The organism is Polynucleobacter hallstattensis (assembly GCF_018881835.1).
GTDB classification, from domain to species: domain Bacteria; phylum Pseudomonadota; class Gammaproteobacteria; order Burkholderiales; family Burkholderiaceae; genus Polynucleobacter; species Polynucleobacter hallstattensis.
Map to the genome: position 1 here is coordinate 673,959 of NZ_JACVPO010000002.1, position 15,530 is coordinate 689,488.

Consider the following 15,530-nt stretch of genomic DNA (forward strand, 5'->3'; position numbering starts at 1 on the left):
AATTAGATCCCCATGACCGTAGCTAAGCATCCCGCCATCTCCATGATTGTGGCTCGCTCACGTAATCGCGTGATTGGTAAAGACAATCAAATGCCCTGGAAGATTTCTGCTGATCTACAGTTCTTCAAAAAGGTAACAATGGGTCATCCTGTCATCATGGGTCGCAAGACTTGGGAGTCTATCGGCCGCCCTCTTCCGGGACGTCGCAATATTGTGGTGAGTCGCAATGCTGATCTCAAGTTGGCTGGTGCGGAGGTGGTCAACTCCCTTGATGCAGCACTTGCCGCTTTGAGTGAATTCCCCCGAGTATTTGTGATTGGTGGAGAGCAACTCTTTACTCAAGCCTTCCCCAAAGCAGATCGTCTTTTCATCACCGAAATTGATATCGATGTAGACGGTGGCGATACCTTCTTCGAAGTTCCCAATCCATCAGAATGGAAAGAAGTAGAGTGCACCCCCGCATCTGAAGGTGAAATTTTATTTAATTTCATTACGCTTGAGCGTAATTAGAAAAAGTTGCTAAGCATTCAAAACCATCATTCGCACTTCAGACTTCATCTATTTTTATTAATTCATTTTCAATATTAAGGTTAGCAAATGTACCTCTTAAGCCGCATTACTCTTGCATTAATCTGCCTACTTTCTGCAAGCCAAATAGCTAACGCCGCCGGGAATGCAGACACCATTTTTTATGGCGGGGATATTCTCACCATGAATAAATCCCAACCCTCAGCTGAGGCTGTAGCAGTTCAAAATGGGAAAATTCTCAAGGTTGGCTCTCTAGCTAAGCTCAAGACTGTTCAAGGGCAAGATACGAAGTTGATTAACTTGAATGGTCAGACCTTAATGCCCGGTTTAGTTGAGCCACATGTGCATATTATGGGGACGGCATTTTCAGAAGAGATTTTTCTCAATCTCTCCAACTTCACAATGCCCCATGACACCCTAGATAGTTTGGTAGCAAAGCTCACCGCCTATAGTAAAAACTTTAAAGATGGTGAATGGATTAATGCCTTTGGCGTTGACCCATCTAGAACAGAACCATTTATGTCTGAGTTAACTGCAGACATCTTGGACAAGGTATCGACAACTAAGCCCATTTTTGTTATGAATCAAAGTATGCATATTGCCTACGTGAATCATAAGGCTCTAGAAATGGCAGGGTTGAATGATTCCAGCTCAGATCCCAAGGGTGGTAAGTTACTGAAAGATAGCAAGGGGCGCTTAACTGGTGTAGTTTATGAAGCGCCTGCTTTTTATCTGTTCCTTGCTAAGATGGCCCCACCCACCCAAGAGGTGGTCGAGCAAGCGGTTGCTAAAGTTGGACAACGACTAGTAAGCAAGGGCGTCACTACTTCTGCAGAAATCACTGTTGGCGCTTACCTTGGCGTTGATAAGGAATATGCCTTATTTAATGCAATGACCCAAAGCGGCAAGCTTCCAGTTCGTGTGAGAGGTTATATGTATTCAAATGCATACCCAATCACAAACAATAAGTACAAGCCAGGGCAAGGTGATGACACCTTTAAATTAATCGGCGTCAAAATTGTGGCTGATGGCTCCAACCAAGGCTTGACTGGCGCAATGAGTAAGCCGTACGACTATCCAGCTGGAACAAGCAATACAGGCACCCTCAACTTTACCGAGCAAGAGCTATACGATCTTGCCAAACCAAGATTTGATCAGGGTTGGCAACTCTCTGTTCACTCAAATGGCGATAAGTCGATTGAGCAGACTTTGAATGTTTTTACGAAGTTAGTTACAAAACCAGCCGATGCTAAAACCAGATTAAGAATTGAGCACTTTACTGTACCAACTGAAGCGCAGATTGATAAAGCAGCAAAGCTAGGGGTAGTTCCTGGCTTTACGATTGGGCACACTGACTATTGGGGTGAGGCGTTTCACAATCACCTTATTGGGCCAGAAAGAGCGGATCGAATTGACCCTAGCGCAAGCTTAATTAAAAGAGGCATGCATTTTGCATACCATAGCGACTCCCCCGTCTCACCAATACATCCACTGAAGTACGCCTCCGAAGGTGCTGCTCGCTTATGGCAAGTCTCACCCCAAAAGGTACTGAATCCAAGTCAGAAGATTTCCATTAATCATGCTCTAAAAGCCGTCACGATTGATGCTGCCTATCAATTGAAAATGGACGACAAGATTGGATCGATTCAGGAGGGCAAATATGCTGACTTCGCTATCGTTAATCGAAATCCAATGAAAACGGATGCCTACAAAATTAGAGATATTGAAGTGAATGAAACCTGGGTTAATGGAAGACAGGTTTTTAAGAAGCAGTGAAGATTTTTACATCTCTCCTGATAAGAAAAGCCACCCTGGGGTGGCTTTCTTTATTTGGGGAACCCCACTCCCAGAGCCCAGAATTTACAGCTTCTTAGCAAAACTGTATTGGGAGAACGCTTGCTCAGCAACATTGAACCACTGAGCTTCCATGTTTCTAAACACACGATAATCTTCGAAGATTTTTTTGAATTGGGGATTCTTGGCGGACTCTTCGGCATAGGTTTCTTGGCTTGCTTTAAAGCAGGCATCCATTACAGTGGTATTGAACTTACGCAATACCGCGCCACCTTGGACTAAGCGCTGTAGGGCTGGTGGATTTAAGGCATCGTACTTAGCGCACATATCAACATGCGCCTCAAAGCAAGCAGCTTCCCATGCCGCCTGATATGAAGGTGGCAATGAATCCCACTGCTTCTTATTCACTAGGAATGAAAGCCCAGCCGCACCTTCCCAAAATGCAGGGTAGTAATAGTTTTTAGCCACTTTAGCTAAACCCAATTTCTCATCATCATATGGACCAACAAATTCAGCGGCATCAATCGTGCCTTTTTCTAGTGCTGAGTAAATTTCACCAGCAGGCAACTGTTGTGGCACCACACCTAACTTTGCAAGCACTTGCCCTGCAAAACCAGCAATACGGAATTTGAGTCCCTTGAGATCTTCTGGAGTTTTAATTTCCTTACGAAACCAACCGCCCATTTGAGTACCAGTTTGTCCGCCTAAGAAATTAACAATGTTGTAGCTGGCGTAGAGCTCGCGCATCAGCTTCATACCATTGCCATGCAACATCCATGCAGTTTGCTGGCGTGCTGTCATACCAAAAGGTGCCGCTGTATCAAAAATAAATGCGCTGTTCTTGCCTAGGTAGTAATAGCTGGCGGTATGGCCACACTCCACTGTACCGTTTTGAACAGCATCTAATACCTGTAGCGCTGGAACTACTTCACCAGCAGCAAATACTTTGACATTGAACTTACCATCTGTTGCTTTGCGCAAAGCGCTGGCAAATACTTCCGGGGTGCCAAATAAAGTATCTAAAGATTTAGGAAAGCTAGATACCAAACGCCAATTGAGCGTTGGCAAACTCTGTGCAATCGATGGTGCCGCCAATGCTGCTGCACCAGCGCCGATAGTGGCTTTCTTTAAAAAGGAACGTCTTTGCATCGTCTTCTCCTCCAAAATAGTTTTTATTATTAATGTTCTCTGTATTTTGATGATGTTGTTGTTTTACTTTACTTACCACCAATAGTCATTGATCCAATTAGGATGGAGCCTGTTTCTTTGGTGCCCCGAATCAGTGTGTCACTACCAATCATCTGAATATCCATCAACATATCTCGTAGGTTGCTGGCAATCGTAATACCTTCAACCGGATATTGAATCTCGCCATTCTGTACCCAGTAACCAAAGGCACCACGAGAGTAATCACCAGTGACGTAGTTCACGCCCTGCCCCATGAGTTCGGTAACTAGCAAACCCGTACCCATTGCTTGTAAGAGCGCTGGTAGTCCTCCCTTTGGTGTCTTGCGACTCTGCAATGTCAGATGATGTGAACCTCCCGCATTACCAGTAGTCTTCATTCCGAGTTTTCTGGCGGAATAAGTAGATAAGAAATAACCTTGCAAAATCCCTTTCTCAACCACGGTTCTCGCCGAAGTCTTCACACCTTCTTCATCAAAAGGTACGCTTCCTGTCATTGCCTTGAGGTGAGGATTTTCAAAGAGACTGACATGCTTTGGTAATACTTGCTTACCTAGGCTGTCCAATAGAAAACTAGAGCGACGATATAAAGCACCACCAGACACTGCTTGCACCAATCCGCCCAATAGGCCAGCAGCCAAGGGGGCTTCGAAAATGACTGGGCAACGGCGAGTTGTGAGCGATCTTGCCTTAAGGCGTGAAAGTGCACGCTCTGCTGCATATTTACCAATGGTAGCTGGATCAGCCAACTCCCCTGGAATACGTGAGCTGGAATACCAATCATCTCGTTGCATGAGTGACTTTTTGCCACCCTCATTTGCGATGGGTGCGCATGAAATATAGTGGCGTGAGAATGGATATCCGCCCATAAATCCGTGGCTGGTTCCCATCATAAAATGCGCATGATGAGCCGATACCGAAGCACCGTCGCTATTTTTAATTTGCTTACTGACTGCAAAGGCGGCACCTTCTGCAGTGCGCGCAATATCGATTGCCGTTGCCGAATCCAAATCCCATGGATGAAACAAATCAAGATCTAGAGGATGTTTTTCGAGCAGTTCTTTTTCAGCAGGGCCAGCGCACAGATCTTCCGCCGTATGTTGGGCAATATGGTACGCAGCCTCGACGGTTGCCTTTAAAGAATCCCTGGAGAAATCACTGGTACTAGCATTACCTCGACGATGGCCTAAAAATACTGTTACGCCAACTTGCTTGTCTAAGCTTTGCTCAATCGTCTCGACCTCGCCTTTGCGAACGGTAACCGAGAGACCTTGGCCTTCAGAAACTTCAGCCACGGCATCTGAGGCACCCCGTCTTTTGGCTTCTGTGAGCATGAAATCGATGATTTCTTGAAACTGATTTGATGAGTGTGTAAACATGCCCTAATAATAGCTAGAATAGAAACATGAAGCATACCGAAGCTTGGAAAAGATCCTCTCCCAACGAAATCAAAATTGGCCTAATATCGATCTCCGATAGAGCTAGTAAGGGCGTTTATACCGATGAGGGCATTCCTGCCCTGCAATTGTGGCTACAGACCGCCATTAGCACCCCCTGTGTCTTTCATGAGCGTCTGATCGCGGATGAGCGGGAGGTTATTACCGAAACGATCGTAGAGCTGACTGATGACCTCGGTTGCGATTTAGTCCTCACTACAGGCGGCACAGGCCCCTCCAGAAGAGATGTCACCCCTGAGGCCACAATTGATGCTGGAACCCGGGAAATGCCCGGATTTGGCGAGCAAATGCGTCAAATTAGCCTGCGCTTTGTACCTACGGCGATTTTGTCACGCCAAACTGCCGTTCTTCGAGAAATTGAGGGGCACACTGCCCTAGTCATCAACCTGCCAGGTCAACCCAAATCCATCAAAGAAACTCTTGAAGGTTTGAAGGATGCCGAGGGTAGATCTATTGCTCCAGGCATCTTTGCCGCCGTCCCCTACTGTATCGACCTGATCGGCGGCCCCTATATCGAGACCGATGAAAGCATCGTCAAAGCCTTTAGGCCCAAGAGCGCAATCAAGAAATAGGCCGCCAATCATTTTGGGGAAAGCAAAAGGGTCTATTACTAGACCCTTTTTTCATTACTCATTTTTGAATAATGAATTACTCCGGCAAAGGCACGATAAACTTTTCTCGGTAGTACTTGAGTTCTTCAATAGACTCCTCAATATCAGCCAAGGCGGTGTGCGCCTGCTTTTTAGTGAAACCCTTCACCAATTCAGGATGCCAACGTTTACACAGCTCCTTGAGCGTAGAAACGTCAATATTTCGATAATGAAAGAACGCTTCTAGTTTTGGCATGTACTTCGCCATAAAGCGTCTATCCTGACCAATCGTATTGCCACACATTGGCGCAATACCGGGCTTAATATATTTTTTCAAAAAGGCAATACATTCAGCTTCAGCAGTAGCCTCATCCGTTGTTGAGGCCTTGACCTTGTCAATGAGGCCAGAGCGGCCGTGAGTGCCCTTATTCCAGGCATCCATCGCATCCAATAAGGCATCTTCCTGGCGGATCACCCAAACAGGAGCAGTAGCGATTGTATTGAGGTGTGCATCGGTCACAATCACAGCAATTTCTAAAATACGCTCTTTTTCAGGATCTAGGCCTGACATCTCCATATCCACCCAAATCAGGTGCTCATTGGCTGGCGCCGCCTTTGGTGCTGGAGTACTTGTTTTTTCACTCATATCTATAATCATCTCATGACATTCACAATTATTTTTCTAATCGCCTTCATCGCCAGCTTTGGTCTACGCCACTGGTTATCCCAACGCCAAATTCGGCACGTCGCTATCAACCGCGATATGGTGCCTGCTGAGTTTGCATCTCAGATCTCTTTGGCCGAACATCAAAAGGCTGCCGACTATACGATCGCCAAATTGCGCCTAGGTATTTTAGAGAATGGCGTCAGTGCCATTATCTTGATCGGCTTCACGCTCTTGGGTGGTTTGCAGATTTTAAATCTATCGCTTTTGCAGCTATTGGGTGAGGGCATTGCTCAGCAAATGGCCCTGCTGATATCCATCGTCTTAATCTCCGGAATTCTGGATCTGCCTTTCTCTTGGTACAAACAGTTTTACTTAGAAGAGCGCTTTGGTTTTAATCGCATGAACGGCAAACTCTTTTTTAGCGATATGTTCAAGGGCTTAGGTGTTGGTGGCGCAATTGGCGTTCCACTTCTCTGGGTTATTCTCAGTCTGATGGCTCAAGCAGGTGACTTTTGGTGGCTGTGGGCTTGGGGTGTACTCACTGTATTTAGTCTATTGATGCAGTGGATATTTCCGACCTTCATCGCACCGATCTTTAATAAGTTTCAAGCGCTAGAAGAGGGGCCGCTAAAGACGCAAATCGAAGCCTTACTAAGCCGCTGTGATTTTGCCAGCCAAGGTCTGTTCGTCATGGATGGTAGCAAGCGCAGTGCGCACGGTAATGCATTTTTTGCAGGTATGGGCAAAGCCAAGCGTATTGTCTTTTTTGATACCTTGATTGAGAAGCTCAATCCCGGCGAAGTAGAGGCTATCCTGGCGCATGAACTTGGTCACTACAAGTGCAACCATATCCGCAAGCGTTTACTAGTCTCCTTTGCCATGAGCTTTCTGACGTTTGCACTCTTGGGATGGATCAGCACCCAGCCATGGTTCTACAACGATCTGGGTGTGATGCCCAGCCTGAATGGCTATAACGGTGGTTTGGCTTTAGCACTCTTTATGCTCGTTGCACCAGTATTTAGCTTTTTCCTGACGCCGCTGTCTAGCTTAGCATCGCGCAAACATGAATATGAGGCAGATGGTTTTGCTGCAGACAAATCTTCTGCAAGTGATTTAATTTCTGCTTTAGTTAAGCTCTATCAAGACAATGCGTCAACCCTAACGCCAGATCCGATCTATACGACTTTTTATAGTTCGCATCCACCTGCTCCATTACGTATTGCCAATCTCAAGCGATTTAACTAGGTAATTTGGAATTGTTTAATTAATGGAACAATTTCATGCGCTGCTTACTGCCTCCTATGGAAGACATTATTTAGCGCAGCGTTTAGTCAAAGATGAGCGCGGAAATGAATCTCCTGCCGGTGAATTAATTCAAGTCAGCACTCCAGCAAAGCAGCATATTGGCGCTGTGGGTGACCGCATGTTGTTGGAAATGACTTCGGTTGATCAAGCCCGAATTATTCGCATCGAACCACGAGAAAATTTACTCTATCGATCCGATGCCTTTAAAAGTAAACTCATTGCCTCTAATGTTGATCAGATATTAGTCGTACTAGCTACGCAACCGGCTTTCTCCCCCGATCTTTTGGGAAGAGCTGTTGTTGCCGCAGAGACCAATCAAATTGGTTTGCATATCTTACTGAACAAGTGCGACCTCAAGGACAACTTGGAACATGCTCGCAAGATTATTGCGCCTTATGCTCGTATGGGCTACCCAGTTACTGAGGTATCAGCCAAATTTGATCAAGCCTCTATCGAAGCATTGCGCCCTGCCATTTGCGGCAAAGTATCTGTGTTCGTGGGTCAATCTGGCATGGGCAAATCTAGCCTACTCAATGCCTGGGTTCCTAATGCAGCAGCGATTACTCAAGAGTATTCTGTTCGCTTAGATACTGGTAAACACACCACAACCGCTTGCCGCTACTTTGAGCTACCAGAGGCTTGGGGGCGTGATCCTAGTGGCAAATTGGGTGCTTTAATCGATTCCCCAGGCTTTCAGGAGTTTGGCTTGGCACACATGTCGGTTAGTGAGCTAGAGCATGCTTTTAGGGAGTTTCATGAGCTACTAGGCAAGTGTCGCTTTCATAACTGTGCGCACCAATCAGAGCCAGATTGCGCAATACGAGAAGCTGTCGACAAAAATGAAATAGCACCAGAAAGACTGGCGCTATTTAGGCAATTGCGTTCCGACTCAAAAACCGCCGATACACAAATTCAGGGCATTAGCCAAGCCAAAGAGCGATGGTCAGCATTAGCAATAAAGCCATCCAAGCGATGACTAAACGCCACACCAAACCAACGGCGGAACGCATGGTGCGCTCATTTGGCTCCAGACCCACTTCGTAAAAAACAGGCTCGCCAGCTTCGGCCATACGCAAAGCTTCATCGCTATCAGGCTCGCTCATGGGCTCACCCAGGCGAACACCTAAGGCGCCACTTCCAGATGCCAAGATTACTGCTGACACAGAGTCAGACCATTTGCCAGTCAGGTGACGCCATGCATAGACGGCACCTTCAAAGTTACCCACAATCGCAAAGCCCATTGCAGTGATGCGTGCAGGCACCCAATCTAATACGTAAAAGAAATGGCGTGCTGATTCACTCAAGTTAAAGTCGCCTTTTTCTGACCAGCGCTGAGCAGCAGTATCAGCTAATCGATACAACACTACGCCTGCGGGACCCATTGGCATTAAGAACCAGAACAGCACACCAAATACATGATGGTGTGAACCAATAATGGCACGCTCTAGTGCAAGTGAAATCACTTCAGTCTCGGTGAGCTCAGAAGCATCTAATTCAGGGCCATACCACTGCGCCAGTGCTAAACGAGCTGCAGGCAAATCATGGTTTGCAATAGCCTCATGCACTAGTGTGAAAGAGTGGCTAAATTGGCGAAAGCCAAAAAATAGATAGGCAATCAACACGTTCCATAGGAATCCCAGAATTGGGAATGTCACCATAAAGACTACATACAGCACGAAGACTAGGAATGTGGGCAGAATGAACGCCACCAAGCAGGCCATGCGCGCACCTACCGGACTTGCACCTTGTTCGGTCTTGCCACCGAATTCACCAGCAACCCAATCAAGCCAGCGAGCGCTCATGCGCGCGATCCAATGGCTCGAGGTTACTGGGCGATATTGCTCAGCAATGAGGGCGAAGAGGATAGAAAAGAAAGTCATACTTTTAATAAATGATAAAGGTTACGTAACATTCCAGCTGTAGCACCCCAGATAAAACGATTCTCATAGGGCATTGAATAAAAACGACGGCTACCCTGATCACTCTCCCAGACCCGCACTTGATGATTTGCGGGATCCATCAAAAAATGTAAAGGCACTTCAAAAACATCTGCCACTTCAAATGTATCTAAAGCATATTCTGCCTGAGGTTTTACTAAGCCCACCACCGGCGTCACACTATAGCCTGAAACCGTTAAATATTGAGGTAAATGACCAATGATCTCAACCCCCTGGGGATTCAAACCGATTTCCTCTTCACTTTCTCGTAAAGCGGTGTGATTGGGATCAAAATCACATGGATCCATCCGCCCACCTGGGAAACTAATTTGACCAGCATGGTCATGCAAATGATCGGTTCTTTGGGTTAATAGTACGGAGAGTCCATCCCCCTTCAGAAGTAAAGGGATTAACACGGCTGCCCGGGTCACTTTTCCAGCAGCCTCACGCTTGGAGATAATATCTGCAGCGATGACATGCCGATTCTCATCAGTAATCTCTGGCTGCCAAACAGGGGGGCTCTGAAAGCGATGCTTTAGGCTGGATGGGTCCAAATGATGGGCAATCACTTTGGGCTGATCCGTACAAACCTCATAAATTGGAATCGCCTGCGCATCAAAATTCAATGGCGTAGCAATACTCAATTTTGGCTCTTGGGGTTTGAGATTCTTTGGCATCTTTTTTTATTTTAGGGCAATAAAAAAGGCAGCCTAGGCCGCCTTCTTTTTGGATTAAAGCAAACCTTATTCCGCTGCTGTATCAGCAACTGCCTTGACTTTGCGAGCAGGAAGTTTTTCTTTAATACGTGCAGACTTACCTGAACGATCACGCAAGTAGTACAACTTCGCGCGACGTACATCACCGCGACGCTTCACTTCAATGCTAGCGATCAATGGTGAGTAAGTTTGGAATGTACGCTCTACACCTTCGCCAGATGAAATCTTGCGAACGATAAAGCTAGAATTCAGTCCGCGATTGCGCTTAGCAATCACAACGCCTTCAAAGGCCTGGGTACGCTTACGAGTACCTTCAACTACGTTTACACCAACAACGACTGTGTCGCCAGGAGCGAAAGCAGGAAGCACTTTGTTAACACTTAAGCGAGCAATTTCTTCTTGCTCAATTTTTTCGATCAAATTCATTATTAATCCTTAAACATCTTGTCAGCGTTTAATCCCGAGACTTTCATCAACGGACCAGACAGAGGATGTAGTTAAAACCATTTCACTAAATCAAAACACAAACACTTCATTCAAAACCATAATTACTTACAGCGTTCGAAGAAATTGCTCATCTTCTTTACTTAGCAACCCATTAGCTCTTGCTGATTTAATTAAATCAGGTCTGAGCCTTAGCGTCAGCTCTAAAGACTTTTGCCGACGCCAATCCGCTATTTTAGCGTGATGTCCGCCTAAAAGCACGTCTGGAACAGATAAATTTTCATATATTTCAGGGCGGGTGTAGTGCGGATAGTCCAAAAGACCATTGATAAAGCTATCCTGAACAGCAGATTCGCCATCCCCTAGAGCGCCTGGAATGAGGCGAATGACCGCATCCATCATGGTCATAGCGGGCAATTCCCCGCCAGAAACTACAAAATCACCCATTGAAAGCTGTAAATCCACGTTTCGATCAATGAACCGCTGGTCAACCGCCTCATATCGACCGCAAATAAAAGTTAAATTGCCATAGTTCAGAATGTCTGTCGCCATTTTCTGAGAAAAGACCTCTCCTTGTGGGGCAAGAAGACAGATTGGGCCAGAAACGACATTTTGAGAGTGGTGAGCCGCTTTAACAGCAGATATCGTATCTTCCAAAGGCTTTACCATCATGACCATGCCAGGGCCACCACCATATGCTCGATCATCCACAGTCTTACGAGGGTCAGAGCAATAATCTCGAGGATTCCAAAGATGGATATTGGCAAGACCTTGTTCGCAGGCACGTCCAGTGATACCCCGCTGCGTTAAAGCAGAGAACATTTCAGGGAATAAGGTGAGTACATCAAAGCGCATATGGGAGATCAATGACTTTTCTGATTACCAGTCGGGTTGCCAGTCTAGGGTAATCAGTCTATTGGGCAAGTCAACATTTTGCACCGCTTCTTTTACAAAAGGTACTAACTGTTTTACTGTTTTGGTTTGCTCATCTCCAAGTGCAATGATTCCATGAGCGCCGTTATCGTTAACTTCAATCACCTCACCCAGACTCTCTCCCTGGAGATTAATTGCCTTACAACCGATTAGGTCAACCCAGTAATAACTATCGCCATCCGTCTTGGGAAATACCTCACGCGCAACTAAGATGCGAGCGCCCTTTAAGGCTTCGGCCTGATTGCGGTCAGAAATACCATCCAAGGCAATCACTACAGTACCGCTATGCATCTTAGCCTGCTTCACTTTATATAAAGTTAATGAGGCTTGTTCATGAGATGCAGCAACACCAGCACTCCGACGCGGAATGAGGGATAACCAAAGTTCTTTGCTAGATAAGAGAGCCACTGGATCTAAAGAATGAGGGCGAACCTTAATCTGACCCTGTAAGCCTTGAGCGTCTTGGACTGCACCGAGCTCAATCAAATCATTGAGGGAGGGTGTATTCATGTTGAAGCCACCTCAAATCCCCAAATATCACTACCAGTAAATTCTGCTACCAAAGACTTCATCGAAAAGAGAAAGTCTTTGGATTTGAAGGCTTTAAACCGCAGGATTGTTTTTGATTAAACGAACTACAGTTGGAGAGATCTGCGCGCCAACACCAGTCCAATAGGTCAAACGATCTTGAGCAATACGCATTGCTTGCTCTGTCGCTGCTGCCTGTGGATTGAAGTAACCAATACGCTCGATAAAGTTCGAGTCGCGACGATTGCGCTTGTCTGTAGCCACGATGCTATAAAAAGGGCGCTTCTTTGAACCGCCGCGTGCCAGTCGAATGACGACCATACTTATTCCTTAAAATCTAAAATGAAAACAGGTTGATTACAACCCAATGAAATTACTACAAAATCTTGGGCTCCAACTAAAGCGCAAATTAACGAAACAAATGCACGGTATAGCGGAAAACCTCATATTCTAGACGAAAACCCCTACTTGATCCACCTATTTAAGCGAACGCCCCTTGAGCTTCACCAGTAGAATGGTATCCAGTGAATTATAAAATTATTATTAAAAACAATAGCTTACAGAAATTTTGTCATGAGAATAGCCATTTTTAGACCAGCCAAAGGCCCTATAGAGCGCTTTTTTCACATCCTTTCTTTCCTCAGTTTAGGTTTTTTGACGGCCTGCGCTAATGTCATCCCACCCTGCACCGCCAAAACCAGCCCTCCGAGCAGTGAGTTTCGCAACACCAAATGGGAGCTTGTTCGATGGAATCTCGCACCGAACAGCAAAGGAGAGGTGCGTGCCCGACAAATTCCTCAGGGTGACAATAGCAACCCTATCCAAATCATCTTTGACGCCAACGGTGAGAGGATCAGTGGATCTACCGGCTGCAATCGCTTTACTGCGCGCATTACCGAAGATGCCAGAGGCTTTACGCTAGATCAAATCGCTAGTACAAAAATGGCCTGCGCACCCCAACGCATGGAATTAGAAAATGATTTCCTTTACGAATTAAATGATTACCGCTCGATTGTGCGTAACGGCGACCAACTCCTGATGATTGGCGCGGATCGCGAAGTTTTAAGTTTCATGCAAAAAAATAATTCATCGAAATAAAAAATGGTTCGCCATTGCAATAACTCATCACTGAAAGTCTGAATGAAAAAATACAAACTCCTGTTCTGCTCCCTTGGAATATTTTTTCCCGGAACTGGCCTGAACTGTTTTTATTTACAAGGATTGAAATCCTTCTGGGGCTGGGCACAACTATTCTCTTTTATCGGCGGAATCGCTGGTTGGTTAATTCTTAAAGATACGCAATTCCACTCTGCGCCGGGTTGGGTACTCATCACTTTCGGCTTCATCACCCTTGAAGCCAGTTGGTTAACTACTATCACTTATGGCTTACGTGCTGATGAAAAGTGGGATGCTCAATTTAATCCAGGTTTAGAGCCTAGCAGAGCAACTCAGTCTGGTTGGCCAGTCGTACTAACTGTCATCTTTTCTTTGGTCTTAGGTGCTGGTGTGATGATGACCTTCTTGGCAATTGCATTTGAACAATTTTTCATCTCCCAACTTCAGGAAGCAAGAAAGCTATCCCAGTAATGAGGATAGCTTTTAAATGGGCAACTATTGATAGGCAACAATAGTTATTTAAAGCTTAAAACTGCTCCGCTGTCAGCGCATTAGTAGATTGTCCACTCTCTAAGATCGAGGTGGCGAGAGCTTGAGATTGTGGCAATAGATTTTCTGCAAAGAATCGTGCAGTAGAAATCTTGGCATCATAGAAATTCGGGTCTCCTGCACACAACTCTTGTGCAGCCAATAAAGCACGTGCCATTTGCCACGCTCCCAATACCAAGCCACATAATCTCAAGTACGCAAAACTACCTGCATATACTGCCTTGATGTCTGTTTTAGCATTCGCCACAATGTAATCTACCGAAGCATCAAACGCTTCTCGCGCTGAAGTTAACTGCTTCAATACCGCCTTTGCATCTGCGCTGCCGCTACTTGCTAAATCTTTTTCAGTTTGCTGGACTCTCTCCGAGAACAGCTTCGCAGTTGCACCACCATCACGCACTGTTTTTCTACCAATTAAATCATTTGCCTGAATAGCTGTAGTGCCTTCATAGATGGTCAGGATACGAGCATCACGATAATGTTGTGCTGCGCCCGTCTCCTCAATAAAGCCCATACCACCGTGTACTTGAATGCCCAAACTCGCAACATCGATCGATATCTCAGTTGAAAAGCCTTTCACAATCGGTACCAAGAATTCATATACCGCTTGATTCTGCTTGCGAGCTATTTCATCAGGGGATGCATGTTGCGCATCATAAGCAGCTGCCGCGTAATACGCTAAGGCTCTAGATGCCTCAATATAGCCGCGCATAGTCATCAACATCCGCTTCACGTCAGGCTGATGAATAATTGCTACAGGGCCTGGGGAGCCAGCTAGATCACGACTCTGAACTCGGTCTTTAGCGTACTGCACTGCTTTTTGATATGCTCGCTCTGCAACTGCAATACCCTGCATACCGACCGCAAAGCGGGCAGCATTCATCATGACGAACATGTATTCCAAGCCACGATTTTCTTCGCCTACCAGGTAGCCAGTTGCGCCACCGTGATCGCCAAACTGTAAGACTGCAGTTGGGCTGGCCTTAATGCCCAGCTTGTGCTCAATCGAGACGCAGTGCACATCATTACGCTCACGAAGCGAGCCATCTGTATTTACTAAAAACTTCGGTACTACAAATAAGGAAATACCTTTCACGCCTTCTGGTGCATCTGGCATTCTAGCCAGCACGAGATGAACGATATTTTTCGCCATGTCGTGCTCACCATAGGTGATGTAGATCTTGGTGCCAAAAATTTTATATGTGCCAGCGGCTTCAGGTACAGCGCGAGAACGCACCATCGATAGGTCGGAGCCTGCCTGAGGCTCTGTGAGGCACATGGAACCAGTCCATTCCCCAGAAATCATCTTGGGCACATAGCGCTCTTGCAACTCAGGACTTGCTGCAGTCAATAAAGCCTCAATCGCACCATCAGTCAGCATGGGGCACAAAGCAAAAGACAGGCTAGCCGAATGAACCATCTCAAAGCATGCCGTGGCAATAAGCTTTGGTAAACCTTGACCACCAAAATCTACGGGGTGCACAACACCCTGCCAACCTGCTGCACCAAATTGCTCAAAAGCCTCTTTAAAGCCTGGGGTAGTAGTGACCACACCATTCTTTAGTGAGCTAGGATTTTGATCGCTAGGCCAATTGAGAGGCGCTACAACATCTTGATTAAATTTAGCAGACTCTTCCAAAATCGCCGAGGCTAAATCTACATCAGCGCCGGCCTCAGCATAAGAAGGATAGGAAACAACTTCAGATAGCCCCGCTAGTTCGTTCATCACAAATAGCATATCTTTTACTGGGGCTACATAAGGCATAGGTGTTCCTATAGAT

The 15,530-nt window shown here is 46.0% G+C and carries 17 protein-coding genes; 7 read left to right on the forward strand and 10 right to left on the reverse strand.

Annotated features, from left to right (window positions below; translation table 11 throughout):
• The first annotated feature begins 12 nt into the window (after positions 1 to 12).
• Positions 13 to 510 (forward strand): dihydrofolate reductase, encoded by a 498-nt coding sequence (locus ICN26_RS09880; protein ID WP_216268224.1) that lies wholly within the window; start codon positions 13 to 15, stop codon positions 508 to 510.
• A gap of 87 nt (positions 511 to 597) precedes the next feature.
• Positions 598 to 2,304 (forward strand): amidohydrolase, encoded by a 1,707-nt coding sequence (locus ICN26_RS09885; RefSeq protein WP_216268225.1) that lies wholly within the window; start codon positions 598 to 600, stop codon positions 2,302 to 2,304.
• A gap of 84 nt (positions 2,305 to 2,388) precedes the next feature.
• Here ICN26_RS09885 and ICN26_RS09890 read toward each other — a convergent pair whose 3' ends face one another.
• Together ICN26_RS09890 and pmbA are read right to left on the reverse strand one after the other, a co-directional pair.
• The gene (locus ICN26_RS09890) at positions 2,389 to 3,471 is read right to left on the reverse strand and encodes a TRAP transporter substrate-binding protein (protein WP_216268226.1); all 1,083 of its coding nucleotides are present in this window, start codon (positions 3,469 to 3,471) and stop codon (positions 2,389 to 2,391) included.
• A gap of 68 nt (positions 3,472 to 3,539) precedes the next feature.
• A complete protein-coding gene (gene pmbA / locus ICN26_RS09895; protein WP_216268227.1) occupies positions 3,540 to 4,886 on the reverse strand; it encodes a metalloprotease PmbA in 1,347 nt (448 codons plus the stop codon).
• Between the two features lie 26 nt (positions 4,887 to 4,912).
• On the opposite strand from pmbA, the gene mog reads away from it, so the two are divergent.
• A complete protein-coding gene (gene mog, locus ICN26_RS09900; RefSeq protein ID WP_216268228.1) occupies positions 4,913 to 5,536 on the forward strand; it encodes a molybdopterin adenylyltransferase in 624 nt (207 codons plus the stop codon).
• Positions 5,537 to 5,612: 76 nt separating this feature from the next.
• Here mog and orn read toward each other — a convergent pair whose 3' ends face one another.
• Positions 5,613 to 6,200 (reverse strand): oligoribonuclease, encoded by a 588-nt coding sequence (gene orn / locus ICN26_RS09905; RefSeq protein WP_216268229.1) that lies wholly within the window; start codon positions 6,198 to 6,200, stop codon positions 5,613 to 5,615.
• A gap of 15 nt (positions 6,201 to 6,215) precedes the next feature.
• Between orn and ICN26_RS09910 the strand changes: the two genes are divergently transcribed.
• Complete coding sequence (locus ICN26_RS09910) at positions 6,216 to 7,466, forward strand: M48 family metallopeptidase (protein ID WP_216268230.1); 1,251 nt, start codon at positions 6,216 to 6,218, stop codon at positions 7,464 to 7,466.
• A gap of 22 nt (positions 7,467 to 7,488) precedes the next feature.
• On the forward strand, positions 7,489 to 8,502 hold the full coding sequence (gene rsgA, locus ICN26_RS09915) for a ribosome small subunit-dependent GTPase A (protein WP_216268231.1): 1,014 nt from the start codon (positions 7,489 to 7,491) through the stop codon (positions 8,500 to 8,502).
• Here rsgA and ICN26_RS09920 read toward each other — a convergent pair.
• The 6 genes from ICN26_RS09920 to rpsP form a co-directional block, all read right to left on the reverse strand.
• On the reverse strand, positions 8,447 to 9,406 hold the full coding sequence (locus ICN26_RS09920; RefSeq protein WP_216268232.1) for a CobD/CbiB family protein: 960 nt from the start codon (positions 9,404 to 9,406) through the stop codon (positions 8,447 to 8,449). The genes rsgA and ICN26_RS09920 overlap by 56 nt on opposite strands.
• Entirely contained in the window at positions 9,403 to 10,140 is a 738-nt protein-coding gene (locus tag ICN26_RS09925; protein ID WP_216268233.1) for a CoA pyrophosphatase, read from the reverse strand. Before ICN26_RS09925 ends, ICN26_RS09920 begins: the two co-directional genes overlap by 4 nt.
• 66 nt (positions 10,141 to 10,206) lie before the next feature.
• Entirely contained in the window at positions 10,207 to 10,605 is a 399-nt protein-coding gene (gene rplS, locus ICN26_RS09930) for a 50S ribosomal protein L19 (protein WP_216268234.1), read from the reverse strand.
• 126 nt (positions 10,606 to 10,731) lie between these two features.
• Entirely contained in the window at positions 10,732 to 11,478 is a 747-nt protein-coding gene (gene trmD / locus ICN26_RS09935) for a tRNA (guanosine(37)-N1)-methyltransferase TrmD (RefSeq protein ID WP_216268464.1), read from the reverse strand.
• Positions 11,479 to 11,502: 24 nt separating this feature from the next.
• A complete protein-coding gene (gene rimM, locus ICN26_RS09940) occupies positions 11,503 to 12,066 on the reverse strand; it encodes a ribosome maturation factor RimM (protein WP_216268235.1) in 564 nt (187 codons plus the stop codon).
• Positions 12,067 to 12,159: 93 nt separating this feature from the next.
• Positions 12,160 to 12,405 carry a 30S ribosomal protein S16 gene (rpsP, locus tag ICN26_RS09945; RefSeq protein WP_011902362.1) on the reverse strand — a complete coding sequence of 82 codons (246 nt, stop codon included), beginning with the start codon at positions 12,403 to 12,405 and terminating at the stop codon, positions 12,160 to 12,162.
• 252 nt (positions 12,406 to 12,657) lie between these two features.
• Between rpsP and ICN26_RS09950 the strand changes: the two genes are divergently transcribed.
• Both ICN26_RS09950 and ICN26_RS09955 read left to right on the forward strand, forming a co-directional pair.
• Positions 12,658 to 13,182, forward strand: a complete 525-nt coding sequence (locus ICN26_RS09950) for an META domain-containing protein (protein WP_216860408.1) — start codon at positions 12,658 to 12,660, stop codon at positions 13,180 to 13,182.
• 42 nt (positions 13,183 to 13,224) lie between these two features.
• Positions 13,225 to 13,671 carry a hypothetical protein gene (locus ICN26_RS09955; protein ID WP_216268236.1) on the forward strand — a complete coding sequence of 149 codons (447 nt, stop codon included), beginning with the start codon at positions 13,225 to 13,227 and terminating at the stop codon, positions 13,669 to 13,671.
• A 55-nt stretch (positions 13,672 to 13,726) separates the two neighbouring features.
• On the opposite strand, the gene ICN26_RS09960 is transcribed toward ICN26_RS09955, so the two are convergent.
• Positions 13,727 to 15,514 (reverse strand): acyl-CoA dehydrogenase, encoded by a 1,788-nt coding sequence (locus ICN26_RS09960; protein WP_216268237.1) that lies wholly within the window; start codon positions 15,512 to 15,514, stop codon positions 13,727 to 13,729.
• Positions 15,515 to 15,530: the final 16 nt, after the last annotated feature.